This window comes from Gardnerella sp. DNF01144, assembly GCF_049244245.1.
GTDB classification, from domain to species: Bacteria; Actinomycetota; Actinomycetes; order Actinomycetales; family Bifidobacteriaceae; genus Bifidobacterium; species Bifidobacterium piotii.
The window spans coordinates 826,692-847,387 of the sequence record NZ_CP058390.1 but is presented as its reverse complement, the minus strand read 5'-3'; the positions used below and the strand labels follow the sequence as shown (position 1 = coordinate 847,387).

Annotated in this window: 14 protein-coding genes and 1 tRNA gene; 8 read left to right on the top strand and 7 right to left on the bottom strand. The window is 46.3% G+C overall.

Translation table 11 applies throughout. The features are described 5' to 3' along the window. Positions 1-97: 97 nt before the first annotated feature. From HXT36_RS03375 to HXT36_RS03365, 3 genes are all read right to left on the bottom strand, one after another. On the bottom strand, positions 98-379 hold the full coding sequence (locus tag HXT36_RS03375) for a DUF6725 family protein (RefSeq protein ID WP_421778563.1): 282 nt from the start codon (positions 377-379) through the stop codon (positions 98-100). Between the two features lie 279 nt (positions 380-658). Then, positions 659-1,066: a DUF86 domain-containing protein gene (locus HXT36_RS03370; protein WP_421778562.1), complete on the bottom strand. Its 408-nt coding sequence runs from the start codon at positions 1,064-1,066 to the stop codon at positions 659-661. Positions 1,067-1,131: 65 nt separating this feature from the next. Next, on the bottom strand, positions 1,132-1,563 hold the full coding sequence (locus HXT36_RS03365) for a nucleotidyltransferase family protein (protein ID WP_016790002.1): 432 nt from the start codon (positions 1,561-1,563) through the stop codon (positions 1,132-1,134). Between the two features lie 786 nt (positions 1,564-2,349). On the opposite strand from HXT36_RS03365, the gene HXT36_RS03360 reads away from it, so the two are divergent. The 8 genes from HXT36_RS03360 (at position 2,350) to HXT36_RS03325 (ending at position 15,429) form a co-directional block, all read left to right on the top strand. Beyond that, the gene (locus HXT36_RS03360; protein ID WP_421778561.1) at positions 2,350-2,511 is read left to right on the top strand and encodes a hypothetical protein; all 162 of its coding nucleotides are present in this window, start codon (positions 2,350-2,352) and stop codon (positions 2,509-2,511) included. Positions 2,512-2,514: 3 nt separating this feature from the next. After that, the gene (locus HXT36_RS03355; protein ID WP_421778560.1) at positions 2,515-7,995 is read left to right on the top strand and encodes a Rib/alpha-like domain-containing protein; all 5,481 of its coding nucleotides are present in this window, start codon (positions 2,515-2,517) and stop codon (positions 7,993-7,995) included. A 255-nt stretch (positions 7,996-8,250) separates the two neighbouring features. Further along, a complete protein-coding gene (locus HXT36_RS03350) occupies positions 8,251-9,927 on the top strand; it encodes a SpaH/EbpB family LPXTG-anchored major pilin (protein ID WP_421778559.1) in 1,677 nt (558 codons plus the stop codon). Between the two features lie 297 nt (positions 9,928-10,224). Then, complete coding sequence (locus tag HXT36_RS03345; RefSeq protein ID WP_421778558.1) at positions 10,225-11,361, top strand: class C sortase; 1,137 nt, start codon at positions 10,225-10,227, stop codon at positions 11,359-11,361. Positions 11,362-11,778: 417 nt separating this feature from the next. Further along, the gene (locus HXT36_RS03340; RefSeq protein ID WP_421779235.1) at positions 11,779-13,113 is read left to right on the top strand and encodes a hypothetical protein; all 1,335 of its coding nucleotides are present in this window, start codon (positions 11,779-11,781) and stop codon (positions 13,111-13,113) included. A gap of 309 nt (positions 13,114-13,422) precedes the next feature. Then, positions 13,423-14,229, top strand: coding sequence for a GTP pyrophosphokinase (locus HXT36_RS03335; RefSeq protein ID WP_421778557.1), 807 nt, complete (start codon positions 13,423-13,425; stop codon positions 14,227-14,229). A gap of 268 nt (positions 14,230-14,497) precedes the next feature. Next, a complete protein-coding gene (locus HXT36_RS03330) occupies positions 14,498-15,259 on the top strand; it encodes a Bax inhibitor-1/YccA family protein (RefSeq protein ID WP_032812822.1) in 762 nt (253 codons plus the stop codon). 85 nt (positions 15,260-15,344) lie between these two features. Continuing rightward, a tRNA-Ser gene (locus tag HXT36_RS03325) sits at positions 15,345-15,429 on the top strand. A gap of 86 nt (positions 15,430-15,515) precedes the next feature. Here the strand turns inward: HXT36_RS03325 and HXT36_RS03320 are convergent. The 4 genes from HXT36_RS03320 to HXT36_RS03305 all read right to left on the bottom strand — a co-directional run bounded on the left by HXT36_RS03320 (position 15,516) and on the right by HXT36_RS03305 (position 20,592). After that, on the bottom strand, positions 15,516-16,028 hold the full coding sequence (locus HXT36_RS03320) for a Panacea domain-containing protein (RefSeq protein WP_016837430.1): 513 nt from the start codon (positions 16,026-16,028) through the stop codon (positions 15,516-15,518). Between the two features lie 137 nt (positions 16,029-16,165). Then, complete coding sequence (locus HXT36_RS03315) at positions 16,166-17,539, bottom strand: hydroxymethylglutaryl-CoA synthase (protein WP_421778556.1); 1,374 nt, start codon at positions 17,537-17,539, stop codon at positions 16,166-16,168. A gap of 122 nt (positions 17,540-17,661) precedes the next feature. Continuing rightward, positions 17,662-19,068 carry a hydroxymethylglutaryl-CoA reductase, degradative gene (locus HXT36_RS03310; protein ID WP_421778555.1) on the bottom strand — a complete coding sequence of 469 codons (1,407 nt, stop codon included), beginning with the start codon at positions 19,066-19,068 and terminating at the stop codon, positions 17,662-17,664. Between the two features lie 231 nt (positions 19,069-19,299). Then, positions 19,300-20,592, bottom strand: a complete 1,293-nt coding sequence (locus tag HXT36_RS03305) for a thiolase family protein (protein WP_415696756.1) — start codon at positions 20,590-20,592, stop codon at positions 19,300-19,302. Between the last annotated feature and the right edge of the window lie 104 nt (positions 20,593-20,696).

Here is a 20,696-nt window from a genome sequence, read left to right as displayed (position 1 = left end):
ACTTTGTACCATATTTGACCCAAATCACGTACAAAACGCGGAAAAATCTTCCGCACTTTGTACCAAAATCAACCTAAATCACGTACAAAATGCGGAGTTATGTAGTGCGTTTGCGCTCGGGTATTGGCTTTAATCGCACGATTGTGCGCGCGTCGATAAACATTTCTTGCTCTGGTCTACTTCCATTTGCGGCCGCGTCGCGCATAAGATGCAATGTTTCGCCGTCCCAGCTGATTACGTGACCGATCGCGTCGTGATACTCGATTTTTTGTGCGCTGCCATTGGTTGTTTGTGCGCTGCCAGCGGCTGTTTGCGATCTGTCAGCGGCTGTTTGCAATCTTTCGCCGCCGCCTAATTGCGCGATTTTGTACGTTCGCACAACAATTCGCGCGCCAACTGGTATAAACTCTGGCAGAATCTGCCGCCTAATTAAGCTAATCGTAGTGCTGCCTTCCGTGTTATTTGTGTCTTCGTGTTATTTGTGTCTTCGCGTTATTTGCTGTGTGTTTTGCTTTGACTTTGTTAATTGTATCGTAGTGCTATCAAACTCGTAACGTTTTGCAATACACTGCAGCGCGCGAGCGATATTTCCGCTTTTGGTTGTTGATTTTGCCGATTTGAGCAACATTCTCGGGAAAAACTTGCGCACTCAATCCGTCTAGTCTATTGGCTTATTTACTCGCGTAAAATCAACCAAATTATCAGTATAGAATTCTTTATTTTTATCGATATATTCCGTGAGTATTTCAATAACTTTTTTAGAATCCTGTTTAACTGAAAAATATAAGATTTCTAAGTCCATTCCTTCATAATTATGAACTATGCAGTCGCGCATGCCAGCTATTTCTCTCCATTCAACGTTGTTAACGTTTTTGCGGAATGATGTTGAGAGTTTTTTCACATTCTCGCCAGCCTGTTCAATTGCATGTGCAACTGCGTATTGTTTTTCTTCGTCTTGAGTGAATTCGTCAAAGTTTACATTGGTTATAAATTTTTCTGCTGCGCGTAAATATTTTCGTATTGCTGCAACGTGAACCATGTCGTTTGTTTTGTTGGATTTGCTCATGTTTGCCTTGCTGTTTTTATTATGTGTATTTCGATTGCGGCTGCGCTTTAAGCTCTAAGCGCGATTCACACAATTTGGAATATTGGCTTTGTGTTAATCGTTGTTACGAACGCTCTTCGCTGAATTTCCGCATCTTCGTCCGCTAACGGCTGAGTTACGTAACTTTTGTTAACTAGGTCGATTTTTCTGCCCAAGCAATCGGCGAGTGATTGCATTAGCTCTTGTTTGCGCACAATTCGCGATGTTTCGCGTTCTAAGTTCGATTCATTTTGCAGCTCGTATATAAAATCCACGTCTGAGTTGCGATTGGCGGTTCCTTGCGCAACCGATCCGAATAGATACAGTGATTTTACGCCGAGCTTGCGTGCAATTGGAGCACAAAGTTTTTGCACGATTAACGGGGTTAGAGTAAGAGGGTAGACTGGTTTTGTGCTTTTTGAGATTTCTGCAGATTTTGTAGATTTCGCTGGATTTGCAGCTGTTGCACTAATTGCCATTTTTCCCTCCTTGTGCGCAAATAATTGCTAATTTTGACTTGATGATACCTATATATAAGTTTATACGTTTGCGCGACGACCTGCCGTATTTTAGGTACAATCGCACTACGGTTTTGTGTGTATGTGTAGTGTGTTTGCGCTCCGACCTACCTTTGCGCTTAGAGCGTAGCGCGCGAACGACAGGGCCTGCCTTTCCGCACTTTGTACCATATTTGACCCAAATTACGTACAAAACGCGGAAAAATCTTCCGCACTTTGTACCAAAATCAACCTAAATCACGTACAAAATGCGGAGTTATGTAGTGCGTTTGCGCTCGGGCACTGGCTTTAGCCTTACGATTTGCTCGCGCTTGTGGTTCGCGCACACCCAAACCACAAGATGTTGTGGTTTTCGCGACACGCGTGTCACAAAAAACACTTCACTTACTACATAAAAGTATTCGGTTATTATCTAGTATTCAATAGATTTTTTTGCAAAAGCCAATCATTATAAAAACTTTTCCTTAAAGTTCTGTTAAAGTCTATTTTTCTTGCAATTCATTATGGGGGGGGGGTATCATTGCTAAGGGCTTTGGTTAAAGCTGCGCTTTGCTATCTTGTTTTTGTGCGCGAGTTAATCGCTGGGTTAATCGCTGTGTTAGCCCTCGAGTTAACCGCCGCATTTAGCGCGGCGTTGAGCGATTGCTGAACGTTTATGCTGCGTTGTGCAGTGGGAGTTACCCGCTTTGTGCAGGTACTGGTTGGAACGCTCGGCACATTGTGCTTAACGCCTTTTGAGTATTGGATTTGTCTGGTGCTCTGCCCGTTTTGGGCGTTGCGCGCGAACGCATGAGCAAGCAAGAGCGAAGAGCAGTAACTAAGAATAAAGAGGAACAAGCCGCATGGAATGGGTTCATGCAGCGTGTTGGGGGTTGCCACGATATTCGCGGTGCCAGGAAAGGTGAGTAGACTATGTTACCAGCAGGGTTACGTGGATTCGCATCACGCGTGGGGCGTCTTGCGTTGCGCGCTTTTGCTTGGAATAAGGGTGGCGCAGAGTCTTGCGCTGCCACTTCTGCCACCGCAGCGCGCACCACACGTTCAGCTCGCACTCTTCTCCGCGCGCTTCTAGCAATGCTCATCACCGCAGCCACGCTCCTCGCAATGCTCGTCTTGCCGCCAGTGAATAAGGCGAAAGGTTTCGCAGAAGATAGGAACTCTAATCCATATCCACAGGTTTGGTGGGATGGAATGGGTTCTGGCTATGTAGTTGGAAAAGGTGTTACCCATAATGAGGGTGGAAAAACTTATCACCCAGCATGGAATGCTTATAACTCAATTTCTCTTCCTAATGCATATATAGATCGAGCAAATAGGAAAATTGTTTGGTCTGTTTTAATCATGAAAGATAATGAGTTATATAAAAGTTTGAAGTATAACAGACCTATTGATGGAAACAAGCAAGGCCCTGGTAGGGCTGCAATAATGGCTTTCTTGCCTAAAGGAATTGACTTAGACAGCGTTAGGATTTACAGACGAAGAACTGGTAAGACGAATCCAAGGATTTTAGAGAATAATCTAACTATAACTAAGGAAGATGGTAGTCAAAGAACTTATAAAAGAGGCACTTTTATTTCTTACGGATGCTTTGCGAAAAATAATGAGTGGGATAAACAAAATTTTGGTAGTTATGTAAAGCAGAATGCTTTTACTGTGTATCCAGGTAATGAAAATTGTGGTCAGCTTGATCCAAAAATTCATGTTGGAGAAACTATATCTAGTTTTACAGGCGGTAGATGGAATACAAATCAGGCTAGCACTAATGAAAGTGATGTTGCTAAGTATTTTGATGAAGCAGTTGGCAGCATGCGTTTGGGTGATTGCAATGATGAAGATAATAATGGTACTGGTATGTGCACAGTTAGACAATGGAAGTCTAACTTTGCTGCTTCATTAATGGATTGGGAAGATAGAAATCTTCGTGGATATGAGTGGCATATTACAGCTACTTATAATGAGAATGTTAAACACCCAGAACTTCTTCCTTTTCTTGTTGGATATTCTCCTAATAAAACTGTGGGAACTTGGGGCGACGATAATGGAAAATGGGCTTTTATGGGTCCGCTTGACTACGATGGTGACGGCATTCCAGATAAAGTCGAGTACGACATGGGTACTAATCCTGTTGAAAAAACGTCTTTGTTGTACCCTAAGTATGATAATAAAATGCTTCCAGATTATATAAAGAAGCTGAAGAATGACAATGGCAAAAGCGCTTATGGTGGTATAAGCAATGTTCCTGTAACTGTTTTTGGCACGAATGCTGTGTTAAAGCCGTACGTTGAAACTGGCGAATGGGTTGGAGCATCTGGTACAGGTAGTTTCACTAAGCACAAAGATGAAACAACATCAGACTTGCACTTAGATGATTTGCCTGGAACAAGTATGGAAGAGACTTTGAATGATGAAAATAAGGTGAAGTATACTCTTTCAGATGTTCCAAAAGGTATTAAGCGTAATGATCACGGAGAATGTAATGTAGGTACTGATCATGGGTGTGTCAATATAAACTACCAAACTGGTGTTATAACGTATAATCCGCGTAAAGAAGATATCGGCAATATAGTTACTTTCACGCTAAGCGTAAGGCATCCTAATGGCAATATATTCCCGTATAAATGCGCTAAGAATAATAAAGATGGAGCTTGGACAGAAAAGCAAGACGTCAAAATAAAGGTTGTCTCGCAAGCGTCTATCTACAACCCGCATTACGATGAAACGGTTGTGCATAACATAAAGCAAGGCAACGGTTACTACACTGTTGGTACTGCTACAAGCGCGGAGCCTAAGAGTGTATCGAATGGCAAGAATTGGATTATGGACGGCCCGCTGCCTAAAGGAACTAAGTTTGAGCTTAAGGATTACGACAGTAAAAAATACCCATATGCTCCTAAGAAGCTTAAATGGTCTAGTATTAGTAAAGACAACACTAATAACGGCAAGGTGACGTTTACTCCAGATAAGTCGAATGCTGGCGAATCTAACAGCACGCCTGTGCTCGTTACATACCCAGATGGTTCAACGTCTAGGGATCCAGATGCTGGCAATAATGGTAGTATTGTTGCAGCTCCCGTTAGGGTAGAAGACCTTACGGTTACTAGTAATCCGCAGGATTTGAATCTTCGCCTTTATGATGGCAAGCAAATAAACAACAGCAATCAGTTTTATGTATTGTCTTTTGGTAATTCAAGTAAACCTAAGGAGCTTACAAAAGGCCAGAAGATTGGTAAAGACGCCAAGGATAACGGCATTGTGCTGGATTCGTGGTCCACTAACGCAAAGGGTCCTATTACCTTCCGCGCCGTGTGTCATAAGAAGGATGACCCTAAGGCTCCGTACACGCTGCTTAAGCCTGCCGAGGGCAAGAACAAAGCAAGCGGCGACGTTGACGGCTTGCAATTCCAGGACTTCCGCCAGTGGATTCGAGATAACGACCCTAAGTGTGCGAATGGTAACTGCACAGATGGCAATCAATACCTTTCTAGGGGAGAATGGAACAGCAGCACAATGGAGCGTTCGCGCGCGCTGATTGGTGGCACCCCTGAGAAGGCAGGCGAGTACGAGTGCAAGGTGTTCGCTTTCCATGAGCCTCATACTGGTGCAGGGAAGCAATACAACGGTGCGCTGAAAACGTTTGATGATGCGGCAAAAAATGGTGGTTCTACCGAGTATTCAATACTTTTTAATAACTATGAAAGTATTAAAGCGGAAACAAAAGGCACAGAGTGGACTGTAGACTCCTTCCACTTTAAGATAAAGCTTAACGACAACCAAAAGTACAACCCGACTTATGTGAAGACTGGCACTATTGAGGCTGGTAAGTTTAAGATTGGCGATTTTGTTGATAGCAATGGCAATTCTTCGAAGCAGCCTACGAGCATTAAGAACGGCAACGGCGTTCCAACGAAAGATCAAGATGACATTGTTGTGGATAGACTCCCAAAGGGCACGTGGTTTGAGATTAAGAGGCTGATAAAGAGCGCAGATAAAGATAACAATAAGGCCAAGACGTACCCTTGGGCTAACTTGGAGGGCGACGAAGATAACGTTAAGCGCGATGATAAAGGCAATCCTGTTAAGAAAGATAACAAGATTCAACCAAATGATACCACTTCAATTCGCGAATACGGCGCCGTCACCTTCCGCCCAGATAAGTGGCAGGACGCTGGCGAGTACTGGGCCGAGGTTGTTGTGCACTACCCAGACGGCACATCTACGGATCAGCCAGAATCTATTAACTACAATCACCCTGTGTATGCAAAGGTGAAGGTTACGCGCGACGACGATAATAATAAGCTTAGGCTAGATTTGTATAAGCGTTACAGCAATATTGGTATGGGCAACGGCTACGACCTTAAAGTAGGTGAGTCGTTACCTAACGATGCAACTTTCGACTCGTGGATGACTAAGTCTGTTGGCAACTTGCATCAGCATGTAGTTTGCTCCAAGAAGGGCAAGGATGGCAAGTATAGCGATTATACTTACAACACTCTGCCTGGTCATGTTAATAACACAAAGTCGAATAAAGATAGCGAAAAAGACGGCTTAAGGTTTAAGAGCGAGAAAGTCTGGAAGCACGCTAGCTTTAAGCAGCAGGAGCAGTGCCGTCTTAAAGGCGGTAGTAGTTGCGATAAAGACAACTACCTATACGACAGGGACGGCGCTTCCGAGCAGACACGCGGTAGTTTTGGAGGCAAAGCTCAGAAGACTGGCGACTACGAGTGCAAGGTCTACGTTATAAGGGGCGACGATAAGTCTGCGGCGTTTGAGAAGGCGGTTAAGAAGAATATCGAGAATAACAAGAAGAACAAGAAGAACGCTGACCCAGTTGACGGCGTGTTGAAGACTAAGGACAATAAGTATCCGTACGGCACAGACGGTCAGGGCTACACGACTCGTTCATTTGCGATTCGTATTCATAACCTCAATCACTTCTACAATCCGCAATATAACACCATCACTCTTACTGCTGGCACTCACGGATCTTCGGCTGTGCCTAAAAGCGCCAAGAGTGCGAATGGAGCTACCGACAATCAGAGTGATGTTAAGGCTGGGGATTTGCCTGCTGGCACTTGGTTTGAGCGCAAGAGGTATAAGTCAGAAAATCAGGGAATCCCATTATTAAGTTACTCGTTGTTTGAAAACGGTCAAGCTAATACCGAAGATAAAAAGAATGCCAAGGATACAAAGAAGGTTGGTGAATTCGGTAAAGTGTCTTTCTACCCTCATAAGTGGATGAATGCCACGCCAGAGGGGAAGCCAGACAAAGTCCCTGTTGTTGTGCACTACCCAGACGGCTCTACATCGGACGACCCAGATTCTGGTAACAACGGTAAGCCTATTTACGCGTATGTGAATATTGTGCGGCCAAAAATTAATAATCCAGATTTAAAGCTGGAATTGTTCTCTCGCTATAATGATGCTACAGATAATACGGATGGCCAAAAAATAGCCGCTAGCTACGATAGTAACAACAATATTAATAGTCAATATGGTGTTACTGTTATGAAAAACTTAGGCTTAATAAAGGATCTTGGCATTAACGCTTGGTCGGAAAATAAGCCTGGTCAGATTGGCTTTAAACTGCTATGCAGGAAGAAGGGTGATTCCAACAGCAAGTGGAATGAGAAGCTTGATAAGTTGTTCTTCCATGTGAGCAAAGAAAAGAAGTGGGGTCACGCTGATTCGTTCGATAAGCAAAAGCCATGTAGAGAAAATTCTAGTAATTGCAAAGCGGATCTTTTGTATGACAAAGACAGCAACACTATGGAGCGTTCGCGCGGCAAGATTGCTGGCGTTCCTACAGAAGTTGGCGAATATCAGTGTGCTGTGCTTGCTGTTAAGCCAGATGCAGAGAAGGTTTACACTAGTAAGCTTGCTCAGCCAAAGAACAGGAATGTTGGCGGCGATAGCTCTTTGAATGTTGAGAATCCTGCAAATGATTTTGGCAAGCTCGTGAAAAATGTTGATTGGGCTATTGTTTACTTCCCAGTGCATGTTGTGGAGCCATTTAACCTGCCGAAGACGGGCGGGGAAGACTGCGTGAATTGGAACATGCTTATGAGCGTTGTGTGCGTGCTTGGCACGGGCGCCATGGCGGCTGGGTTCTTCCTTGACCAGACGAAGTGGGGGCGCGCGATTTGGCGTGCTGTGGCGGCGCGTGTTGGGTTGTGCGGTGCTGCGGCTGGCGCGTGTGGTTCGGCTGGCGATTCGACCGCTCGTGCGGCTTGTGTGGCTGAGTGCGGTGCGTCTCGCGCAGCGGTGGCTAATCGCGCTGTAGGTGCGGCGGCTTGCGGCCACGCGGAACCTGCCCCCGCAGTCAAATCTTTTATCCGCAAAACTGCCAAAAAGCTTCGCGCTTTAAGGCGACGTAGCGAAAGGTGGCGATGCTGATGAAAATTTTCTGCAGCTTAAAAACTGCAGTGTCAACGTTCCATATGTCGGCAATGGCGTTACGTAGTTGCGTTACATAGTAACGACAATTATGCCGAAGCATGGTTCGGATTTAATCTTGCTGCGCGCGGCGCAAATCGTAGCCGCCGACAGAGTTCATGCGGCTTTGCGATGACTCCGCCGACCGTGCGCAACACAAAACATAACACATATCTCTCAAAGTGTTCGCAAGAACAAAACAAACAAGGAGAAAATATGAACAAGATAACAAAGCAGTGCGTGGCCGCGGTGGCCTCGCTCGCGATGGCTGGCACGCTGTGCGTTGCTGGTGCCGTGGTTGCTGGCAGCTCCGCGTGGGCGGCTGATGCACAGCCTGCTCCATGGTCTGCAAATATTGGTGATAAAAAAGGCACCATTACCATTACCAAGTACAGGGATGAAATCGACTCAACAAGTGGTAAACAGGCCAAAAAGACTCCTGTAGAAGGTGCAAAGTTTAAGGTTTACAAGGTTCTTACGCTTAATAAAAAAGATGTTAACCTTAAAGACTATTCTAATTGGCTAAATGTTGCTGCTATGGTTGATACACTCAACAAAACACCAGATCTCAACAATGCCGATCAAATTACTCTTGATGCTGGTTCTGTAGAGCAGACAACTAATGGTAGTGGTGTTGCAAAGTTCACTGACCTTGAAGTCGGCTTGTACAAGGTTGTTGAAACTCAAGCCGCTAAAGATTATGCGCTACTTTCTAGCCCATTCTTCATGACGATTCCAGAAGTCACTCGCGATGCGAAAAATAAGGATAATACCTACAAGTATGATGTAACTGTTGATCCTAAGAACGTATACACTGCTGATGCTATTCACAAGACAGCTGATACGTCTGCAATGGTCGGCGGTGGCGATACATTGCCATACACCATTACGACTACTGTTAAGACCAGTACTTCACATGAGGCTGGTAAATATACAGAGGATGATTTCACTGATTTTGCCGTGTGGGATGACGCGTTGAAGTCTGCTTATGATTCCAACGCTAGTGTTGTTAAGAGCGTGAAGATTGGTGATAAGGATCTTAAAGCGGCAGATAATAAGACTTATTACAACGTTAACGTTGAGAATACTCCTAATGACACTAACCGTAGTCGCATTAAGGTAACATTCACTAAAGAAGGCCGACAAGCTATTGCAGATAAACTTAATAATGATACTGATAAGTCTAAGCCTTCACAATTAACTGTTGAGCTTAAGTTTACTCTTAAGACTACAGTTGCTGCTGGCGAACTTATTAACAAGTACGGCTTCCAGCCTGGCTATCCATCTACTACACCTGAAGATAAGAAGCCAAAGCCTGTAAATCCAGATACCCCAGATCCAAAGTCTAAGGTGACTATTGCTAACTTCCAGATTAAGAAGGTTAACGGAGCTAAAGATACTGAAGCTCTTGGTAAAGCTAAGTTCGAAATCTTTGCTAAAGAGGCGGATGCTAATACTTGCGTTGCAGATACTACTCGTACGAATGGTTGCAATGGCTCTTCTAAGGCTAAAGGCTTTACGAATGCTCAGGATGGAACGCCTGCTACTGGTACTACTGCTGGTTTGACTAATGCTTTCAAGGCAAAGGTTGGCGAAGAATTCTACGTTGTGGAAACCCAGGCTCCAGACGGCTTTGCTTTGTCGCCAAAGGTAGAGAAGGTAAAGATTCAAGAAAGTGGAAGTGAATGGACCGCTGGCACTAAGACGTTCACATACACCTTTAAGGATCTTCCAAACGGTGGTCCTGATGGAAATGGCAAGAGCTGGTTCAATCTTCCAAAGACTGGTGCTGCTGGCGTGATTATCTTTGCGCTTATTGGCCTCGGTCTTGTTGGCTCTGGTATGTTCGTATTCCTTAAGAATCGCAAGAAGGAAGAAGAGCAGGCTGCGTGATTGTGTGTGATTAGCCAACGCTGGATTAGGTGGCGTTTGGTTTAATCATGCAAAAGATTTAGGCACTTTGTACCAGAAGACACGCTGCAGCGCTTAAAACAAAATGCGTTGAGCATTTTGTTTCTACGCTGGCGTGTTCTGGTACAAAGTGCTCTAATCTTTCCCGAGTTTGTACGTGATTTAGGTCAAATGTGGTACAAAACCCGTCGTCTTTTTCCGCTTTTTGTACGTGATTTAGGTCAAATGTGGTACAAAGTGCGGAGTTATTTAATTCAATAGCTTGAGCTTGGAGGAGTTATGAAGCTAGCCGATATTAGCAATTGGTGCCACTCGTTAAGCGAGCGCGCTGTTGCTAAATTGTTCAAGAATAAGGCGAAGCGTACCTCCAATGTGGCTGGCACGAGCAGTGTGGCTGGTGCGAGTGATTTGCTAGAGGAAGAATCGCAAGCAACCGAAGAGCAAACTCCACGATCCAACTCAAGCAAAAATATAAACCAAAATACACTTAAAACTAAAAAAATAACTAAAAAGAAAAGCGCGCTGATGCGCATTCTAGAGCCGATTGCGCTGGTTCTTGCAGGCATTCTGTGCTTTAGCTACCCTGTGTGCTCAACGCTGTGGAATAATCACGTTTCTAAGGAGATTTCCACTGCATACGATAAGTACAATCACGACCAGGCTGGCGACGTGCGGCGCGCGCACATTCGCGACGCAAAGCGCTACAACGCAACGCGCAAAGATATGCTCACGCGAGACCCGTACGGCGGCGATGGGCAGGAAGATATAACCAATACGCCTGGCTACAAGCGCTACCTTAAAACGCTTGAGGAGCCGATGGGCATTATTGGCATTGTTAAGATCCCGAAGATTGGCGTAAAGCTGCCGATTTACCACGGCACGATGCAAGAGACGCTGGCGCGAGGCGCGGGGCACTTGTACGGCACGGATTTGCCAGTGGGCGGCAAAGGGCGGCACACCGTGATCACCGCGCATACGGGCTTGCCGAACGCAACCATGTTCGACTCGCTAACCGACCTTAAAAAAGGCGACTACTTTTACTTAGACGTGCAAGGCGAGACCTTGCGATACAAGGTGTTTCGCATAAACGTGGTGGATCCGCACGACATAAGCCTGCTGCAGCGCGAGCCTGGGCGCGATTTGGCAACGCTGCTTACTTGCACGCCGTACGGAATCAACTCGCATAGGCTGCTGGTTACGGGGTATCGCGTGCTGCCGGACCCTGTTGCGGCGCCAGAGGACCATGTGCAGTGGCCGCTTTGGATGACGCTGTTTGTTATAGCGATGATATTCTCGGCGGCGATTCTTTCCATGATGATTACGGCGGCGGCTGGTAAGAGGCGGCGCAAGTGGGATATTCGCGGCAAGCACATACTATGGGTTGGGCGCGGCGAGATTAAACTGCGCGCAAAGTGATGCGCGGCGCGTGGGCCGCGCGCGAGCGATACTTCCGCTTTTTGTACGTAATTCGGGTCAAATTTGGTACAAAGTGCGGAGTTGTGTTCCGCTTTTTGTACGTGTTTTAGGCGGATTTTGATACAAAGTGCGGAGTTGTGTTCCGCTTTTTGTACGTGTTTTAGGCGGATTTTGATACAAAGTGCGGAGTTGTGTTCCGCTTTTTGTACGTGTTTTGGGTCAAATTTGGTACAAAGTGCGTCGCTTTTCCTGATTTTTCAACGTTTTATAGCCTTTAACCACATTGATAAAAAATTCTTTACATACAAAAACAACGTTATTTATTATCAACATATGTCAAAGAAAATAAATATTAACGGCATACCCGATAAATTATTTAAAAAACTTATTGAGTCAGAGAATTCTAAGTCATGTCTTATGGCTTCTCAAAGCAATTCTCGAACAGACTTGCGACGCTGCTTAGAATCAGGAAAATTAGTCGAGCCATATTACGGCTTCTACGCTATTCGTGATCACTGGGATCAATTGCTGTACAAAGATAAAGTTAAGCGTATTGCAGTCACTCTTACAAACAAGATAAAGATAAAAAAGTGGAATTTTACTGGCGAAACTGCCGCCGTGCTCCTGGGGTTGGAGGTGGTTCACTTGCCTTACATACATCATTCGCTTACCGAAATATACGTGTCGTCTAGTTATGCGGAAAAATTTGCTTCGAACAAGAAAAAATCTGATTTAGAGCGGAAAAAATCGGTGCGAAGTGCATTTAGACACAAATATAGCCGACTAAAACTTCCAAACATAATAGAAGATGAATCTGGTATAAGGCTAGATGATTTTACTAAAAATAGACATAAAAATGTGAGCAACGGCACAATTATTGGCAAGGGCACAAGCGCTAATAGCGGCATAGTAAAAAATACGAATCTTTTGACGGCGTCGTCATTTGGGCATATTGCGACTGATGAAGAACTTGCTATTAGTCATGTTGCCAGCATTTACAACGTTCTCTACGTGTGCGCTTGGAAGGGGTCGTTCGCCGAGTCGCTAGCAACTTTCGATTCTGCTGCTCGAAAAGGTGAAGATCTTAACAAAATTTTGCGTGTTTGTCGTAAATTTTACGGCTCCATGGATTGTTGTAGCGATACGCCGCAGTTCTTGAACAGTGTTCAGAATCCAAAAAACGCGGATTTTTATGGTGTAAATTATTCGCCTATTAACAATCCAAATTTTCTTGGCACCGATGAATTTGATGTTTTGTCGCGAATGGAGACTTTGGTAAACTATGCGAACCCTAAGAGCGAGAACGGCGGAGAGTCACTTGCGCGGGCGATAATGCTTGAGCTTGGTTTTGTGGAACCAGAGTTGCAGCACGAGTTTCCAAACCCGAATCATCCACAGAGCCCATATCGCGCAGATTTTATGTGGAAAGTTAACGGAAAAATTATTGTTGGAGAGTTTGATGGCACCGATAAATATTTGATTGAAGATAGAACTTTGCTTGATAGCCGCTCGGTTGCTTGCGACTTGCGTACTGAGGATTTTGATGGAAGTGTTGAAAATATCAACAACTTCAGCACAAATAACTTATATAGATATAATCGTGATGCAGTTAGGAAAGAACGCAATAGAGAGCGGTGGCTTATGGATTGCGGAGTTGTTAGGGTTGTGCGATTTGATTATTGCGATCTCTTGAATCCGCTTGAGTTTAAGAAGAAGCTGCTTTCTGCGGGAATTCCTGTGGCCGTTGCGTGATTTACAACATTCTCGATTAATCTTTTCCGCTTTTTGTACGTGTTTTGGGTCAAATTTGGTACAAAGTGCGGGGTTGTGTTCCGCTTTTTGTACGTGTTTTAGGCGGATTTTGGTACAAAGTGCGTCAATCTTTTCCGCATTTTGTACGTGATTTAGGTCAAATTTGGTACAAAGTGCGGAAAGTCGTTCGCGCGCTACGCTTTAAGCGCGAAGGAAGGTCGTCGCGCAATCGCACTATATGTTGTCGCTTGCGCATATTCCCAGGCGATTATCAGACTTATAGTAAAATTGCGAGTAAAATAAAAAGACGTGATACTTGATCGTCATAATCGTTTAAATTTGGCCGAACTTTACGCCAGCTTGCAAGGGGCTGGCGATGGTGGGGCGTCAGACTCCGCCGCGGAAAAGTCGCAAGCAACCGCAGACGAAAAGTCCGCGCAAAAATCACCTATAAAAAGCGAAACGCCGCATCTTCCGCCCGAGCAAATGTACGAATTCGTAAACATGATGCAAGTGTACGAAGGCGCGATGTACGAAATCAGCACGAAGCTGGAGATTTTGGACGGCGAGTTTCAGGTGCGATTTTCGCACAACCCAGTGCATCACATGGAGCGGCGACTAAAATCCGTGCACTCGATTTTTGAGAAGCTGCGCCGCAGAAACTTAAGCATATCAACGCGTTCGATTCGTGACAACCTGTTCGACGTGGCTGGAATCCGCGTGATTTGCAACTATCGCGACGACGTGTACGCGGTTGCGCAATATCTTTCCAAGCAAACGGATATTCAGGTGCTGCAAGTTAAGGACTACATTAAAAACCCAAAGCCGAATGGGTACCGCAGTTTGCATGTGATTTACGCTGTGCCAGTGTTTTTGTCGTCGGGCGCGCATTACACGCCTGTTGAGGTGCAATTCCGCACAATTGCAATGGATTATTGGGCGAGTTTGGAGCATGCGTTGCGCTATAAGGCGGATTTGCCAGACGCAAAGTTGGCGGAGCATTCTAAGACGCTGCTTGAGTGCGCGCAGAATTTGCAGGCAATTGAGGCGAAGATGCAGGGGATTCATCGCGATATTAATGGTGCGCCGCGAGTGGAGGATGCGCCTGAGTCGTAGCAATCTAGTGCGCGACGACCTGCCTTCGCGCTTAGAGCGTAGTGCGAAAAAGCAATTCGGAGCGCTGAGCCGCTTAAACGTAAAGTCCAGTGGACTTTACGTGCGGCGAAGACGTGAGCGCAGCTAATCTGCGCGAACGACACGACCTACATTTCCGCTTTTTGTAGCACGACACGCATAGTTGTACAAATGTACTATAATTAGATACTTAAGGATTTATAGGGCTTTATAATGTTTTATAGTGTTTTATAAGGATTTAGGAGGATTTATGGGAGATTTTGGAAGTTTTAACGGCAATTATGCTGGCGATTTTGCGCAAAACCCAACAATTGTAGACTCGCAGGCTACTTATGTGCGCGAGCAGGCGGAGCGAGTGAGTGTGCGTCGCGTTTACGCAGAGATGACCGTTGGCTTAATAGTTACAACGCTTGTTGCAATGTTTACGCAAAGCACGGGTGCGCTTTACTCTTACTTGTATGCTACGGGTAGGTTCGGCTTCTTCGGCATTATTATTGCGCAAGTGGTGCTTGCTGTTGTACTTGGAATGCGCGTTATGAAAATGAGCGTTTTTGCTGCGCGTGCAATGTTCTATGCGTATGCGGCACTTACAGGCTTTACACTTAGCACGATCTTTACTGTGTTTAGCCTAGGCTCTATTGCAATGGTTTTGGCTTTAACTGCTGGATTCTTCCTGTGTCTTACAATGCTTGCGCTTACTACAAAAGTGAATATGCTTAAGGCTGGCCCGATTCTTATGGTGGCTTTGTTGGTGTTGTGCGTGAGCCAGGTAATTCTTATGTTTGTTGCTCCAAGCGCTGGAACTATGCGATTTATTGCTGCGATTGCAGTGTTGATTTTTGCAGGTCTTACGGCTTACGATGCACAAAAAACTCGTGCGATTTTTGAAGCGTATGCTAATCAGCCAGAAATGATTAAGCGCGTTTCGATTATTTGCGCGTTTAATCTTTATTTGGACTTCATCAACATGTTTGTGTACTTGCTGGAGTTGCTTGGAAATAGGCGCGACTAGGTGCGAGCCTGCGCGTTTTTCCTAGGGATTATGGTAGGCTATTCGCTTGTGTGATTGACACGCGTATTGCGTAGCGAGCACACATGGATGGGTGTCCGAGCGGTCTAAGGAGACGGTCTTGAAAACCGTTGTAGGGAAACCTACCGCGAGTTCGAATCTCGCCTCATCCGCGAGTAAGTGGCTTGAATAAAAGTTCAAGCCACTTTTGTGTTAAGCTATTAAATCTTTTTGGTCTATCATAGAGCATCATACTGGCTCATGCATCACCAAGAATACGTAAAGTATTAGGATACTGTTTTTTTACAGCATCCACAGCACTAATAAACGTATTTTTCCTAGCAGGATATGAACCAACATCTGACGACTGAAGAATATCATGTATAAGAATCGGTTTATTGTGCAAAGCATCATACACATTGTGCCACGCACCACCAGCGCGATGAGTATAATTTATTAAATCAAATGCATTCATCCAAGCATATTTTTCAACAACAGTATCTACAATGCGATCAGCATACTGGTTAGTTTCGTGATTAGGTGCATTAAAAATACAATTCCTGCCAAACTGCTTAAATTCGTTATAAACGCTAGGCTCTATGGGGCCATATTCCCAAGCTTGAATCTCATCCGTAAATAATGGGCGCTCAGGATTATTACGCAACGATTCCACCTGCGCAAAATATACTAGCTTATTCAAAGTGAGATTTGTCAATGCTAGCGTTTTCCCATATCGATCAATAAAAATTGATGCTATATCTAAAGCTTTCATATTTAATCTCCTTTCAACAAACTTATTATGCGCACAAGAATAAAATATATTTTACAGAATACCTCGTTAATATTACAAGAAAAACGCAATATACGGGGTACTTATCGCACTGTTTAGAGGTGCAAAGTGCGGAGATGCTAGATAGTGCGATAGTTGCGCTCTTGAGATTTGATGGAGTCAAGCACGAATCGCGCGCCACTTCGATTCTTCTGGCTGCTTACAAAATCTTGCGGAGAATAAGGCGCTGCGCTGTTGAACATCTCCTCGTATTGCGAAACGGTTAATTGCGTGCGATTGTTTAATGTTTTTATGTGCTGATTGGAAAACAGCGCGCTTCGCCATCCTGGAACAAGTGTTGCGCTAAAGAATTCTGCTACAGCGCCCGAACCGTAAGAGAATAAGCCGATTTTTTGGCCTGGGAGTAGGGGAGACAAGCGCGTAGGCGATTCATTTGAGTGCGTTGCGGAAGATAAGTCGCAAGCAACCGTTGATGAATCGCCAGTAGACTCTGATGAATCGTCATCAATCGCAGAATCGCAAGAATTCCTAAAATAATCGTAATCAAGTAAAGAAATTAATCCTAAATAGAGTGAACCAGTGTAAATATTACCGATTCGGCGACTGTATTGTGTGCTGTCTTGGTATCGCGCAAGAAGACGTTCGCGAGTATCGCTTGTAATAGACACGCCGTCATTTGCGTGCAACACGCCATCGCATGAGTGCGGCGCGCCCGAATTTTCCTCCAACCCAGCTCGAAGCGCCTTAAGCCCCATTTTTGTGTACGGAAGATGGAAGCAAATCGCCTCAAAATCGTTGAAATTGCAGGCGTTTTCTGCACTGTACCGCTGCCACACGTCGCAGAACATACGAATGTATTGCTCGGTTGAAAACTTTCCGCGCGCCAAAGCAGTGCTTTGATACACGGGCCGCCAAAAATCCTGGATTTCCGCCGATTTTACAACGCTGTCATCGTTGATTTGCAACACGCGCGGATTCTCGCTTACAAGCATCGCCACGGCACCAGCGCCTTGCGTCACCTCGCCAGGAGTGCCAACGCCGTAGCGCGCAATGTCTGCAGCAATCACCAAAACTTGCGCGCCAGGATGCGCCAAAACGTAATCACGAGCCATCATAAGCGCCGCAGTTCCGCCATAACACGCCTCTTTTACTTCCACGCAACGCACCCACTCGCTAAGGTTTAGAAGTTTGTGAATGTAGAGCGCGCTGGATTTGCTGGCGTCGACGCCGCTTTCTGTGCCAACGATCACCATTTTGAGTCGGTTTCTGTCGATGGACGGCATCAGTGGCAGCGCAGCTTGAGCGCCAAGCGTTACGATGTCTTGATGATTTGGCGGCACCGCTTGCTCGCTTTGGCCGATTCCAATTGTGAATTTGTTAGGGTCAATTCCGCGCGCAATCGCAAGGTCGCGCATGCTTAGGTAGCAATTTGGGGTTGCGAAAGTTATGCGGTCGATGCCGACTTTTGGCGTGTTTTGTGAAGTATTGCTCATGGTTTCCTATTTTTTTTTAAGTGCGATTTTTTAAGTGTAATTTTAGTGGTGTAAATTTTACGGCGCGGAAGCTTCCGACTTTTCCGCGGAAAAATGGCCATTAACCGCGCGTTTTTGCGATTTTACGTGTTCCTGCGCTTGCGCAAATCATCAAGAATTATTCTTGCAGAATTCGTGTTCAAATCGGAAGAATTTTTGTTTAGAAGCGCGTGAACAACCTTTTGAATTTCGTCTCCGCGCGCTCCGCATGATATAGCGATGTTTGCGGCCTGAAGGCGCATGTGGCCAGCTTGGATTCCAGGGCCCGCGAGCGCGCGAAGAGCCGCCAGGTTTTGCACGAGTCCTACGGCTGCTAGAACGTTTCGAAAATCGTTGGCGTTATCGACTTTAGCAAGTTGCAGCGCGATTTTTGACATTGGGAGCGAGGCGATTGCGCCGCCCACTGTGCCGATTTGCAATGGGATTTCGATGCGGCCGTAAAGGATTTGGTAGTTATTTTGCAAGGTCCACGTTGAAAGAGGCATGTAGCGTCCAGATTTTGCGGCCCATTCGTGCGCGGCGGTTTGCAATGCGCGCGTGTCGTTGCCCGATGCGAGTGCTGCAGCCACTATTCCGTTGAGGATTCCTTTATTGTGTGTTGCAGCGCGCTCCGCGTCTACGGCGGCCAGTGAGCTTAAGGCGGCGATGCGGCGCGCAAGGCGCATGCCGTCGGTGCGCTGCGAGGTGTGCTGTTCCGCGGTCTGTTCTTCGTGTTGCTCGCAAGCACTGCCTATGCGCTCGCAGCGCTCGTCGGCATCTCCAGCCGCGGCAGTTTTTGCGCTAGGCACAAGCGCTTCTACGGGTATGCGCACTTCGGCGACTGTTGCCGCGCGGCTGGAGTTGGCAAGAATTGCCACCAGCGCCTTGCGCCCAACCCAGCTTTCCAGCTGGGTTTTAACAGCTTCGCCAATGGTGTTTGCAATGTTTGCGCCCATTGCATCGCACGCGTTTATGTCTAGTGTTAGCTTGGCGAAGCCTGTTAACGCCGCCGCCTGCGCGCGTTCTAATCCGCCGCCGCGTTGGTATATTGATGGGTGCGCGGAGCGCGCAATCTCACTAATCGCCGCGCGTTTTGACTCGTCTCGCATTATGCTATCTAGTTTTTGGGCTACGCTTCCGTCCGCGTCTTCAAAAACGATTTGCGCGCGCGTAACGTAATGCTCGCTGCGTGCAACAACGCCGTTTTCTAGGCTTTTCGACGCGATTTTTGCGCCGTTGCATGCGGCAGCGATTACGGACGGCTCTTCCGTAGCCATCATCACGTTTCGAGTAACGCCGTTTACTTTTAGGCCGCGCACAACGCCTACTGGCAGGCTGAATCGCCCGATTTGATTTTCGATCATGCTGTTTGCAACGCTTGCAGGAATGTTTGTTTCGCTGCTTTGCGCGAGTTGCTCGAGCAGAAGTTGCGCAAAATCGCCGCTAAGCGCGCACTCTGATTCCAGCGTTTTTATGCGCTGTTCTACGCTTAATTCTCGAAAAGCTGACATGTTTCTCCATTTTTTGCGCTATTTTCACGATTTTCATTTTTACGATTTTTCACTTTTGCAATGTTGCTTTGACGCTATTGACACCATTTTTCAAGTCGCCAGTAACCGCCACATTCGCTAGCAGCCGCCACATTCGTCGCCAGCAACCGCGCGTGTCACAACACGCATCCTTCAGTCGTCACAACTCCAGTTGCAACACACGCGTTTCAACCGCGCACGTCAATCGCACGTCTACTTTCGCATCCTAACTTGCATGCTCACTCCAATTCCGCCTCCCACGCACAGCGCCGCAACGCCGTTTTGCATGTGATTGTCTTTAAGCGCGTAAAGAAGTGTTGTTAAAATCCTGGCTCCGCTAGCGCCAAGAGGGTGACCGAGCGCAATCGCGCCGCCTCTTACGTTCAGCTTGCTTTCGCTTATGTTCAGCTGCTGGCACACGGCTATGCTTTGCGCAGCAAATGCTTCGTTAATCTCAAAAAGGTCAATGTTTTCAACGGTGTAGCCCGTGTTTTTTAGCATGCGCTCCATAACGTGTTTTGGCGCGTATCCCATAAGGTCTGGGCTGATTCCGCCCTCGGCAAATCCCACGATTTCTGCCAAATAGTCGATTCCGTGCGCGATTGCGTAGTCTTTGCTCATTAAGACGAGTGCTGCTGCGCCGTCGTTGATGCCGCTTGCATTTCCAGCGGTTACGGTAGGCGAGTGTTTTGTGCCAGAATCTGCCTCGCTCATTCCATCAGCTTCGCGTGTTCCAAAATCCGCCTCACTCAAGCCACAGTTCGCTCCACGCATTCCATCAGCTTCGCGCGTTCCAAAATCCGCCTCAAACAACGTTTTAAGCTTAGCCAATTTCTCCATAGAAGTGTTGGCACGCGGATGCTCGTCTCGGCTAATCAAAGTTCCGTCCGCAAGCTGCACGGGAGCAATCTCCGCGTCAAAATCGCCGTTATTTTGCGCAAAAACGGCTTTCTGGTGCGATTTTAGCGCAAAAGCGTCTTGCTGCTCGCGCGTTATGCCAAACTTTGCAGCCACGTTTTCTGCAGTAACGCCCATTTCTTTGCCAGTAAAAGCATCACAAAGACCGTCTTTTTTTAGTCCATCAACCAGCGCGCTGTTGCCGTAGCGAATGCCACCAAATCGCACGTTTTGCGCGTAAAACGGCACGTTGCTCATGCTTTCCGTGCCGCCAGCAACTACGACTTGTGCATCTCCCATGCAAATCGCCGACTGCGCAAGGCGAATGGCCTTAAGACCAGACCCACAAACTTCGTTGATTGTCATTGCGCAACTTGACTCGTCAAGCCCCGAGCTAAGGGCGATTTGGCGCGCAACGTTTTGACCGCTGCCTGCTTGAAGTACGTTGCCAAAAATCGCTTGATCTACGGATTTTGGGCTGATTCCTGCGCGTTCGATTGCGGCTTTTGCTGCGATTGTTCCTAACTCAACAGATGTGAGCGACTTCAACGCGCCTCCGAATTTGCCTATCGGTGTGCGCGCTGCGCTTACAATCACAACATCACTCATACGTTTAGCCGCCAATCAGTTGAAAACTAGCCGATTAAAGCTATCTTGATCAAGCTATCTTATTGAAAATTATTAAAAATTGCATGTTGAAAACTAGCACATTT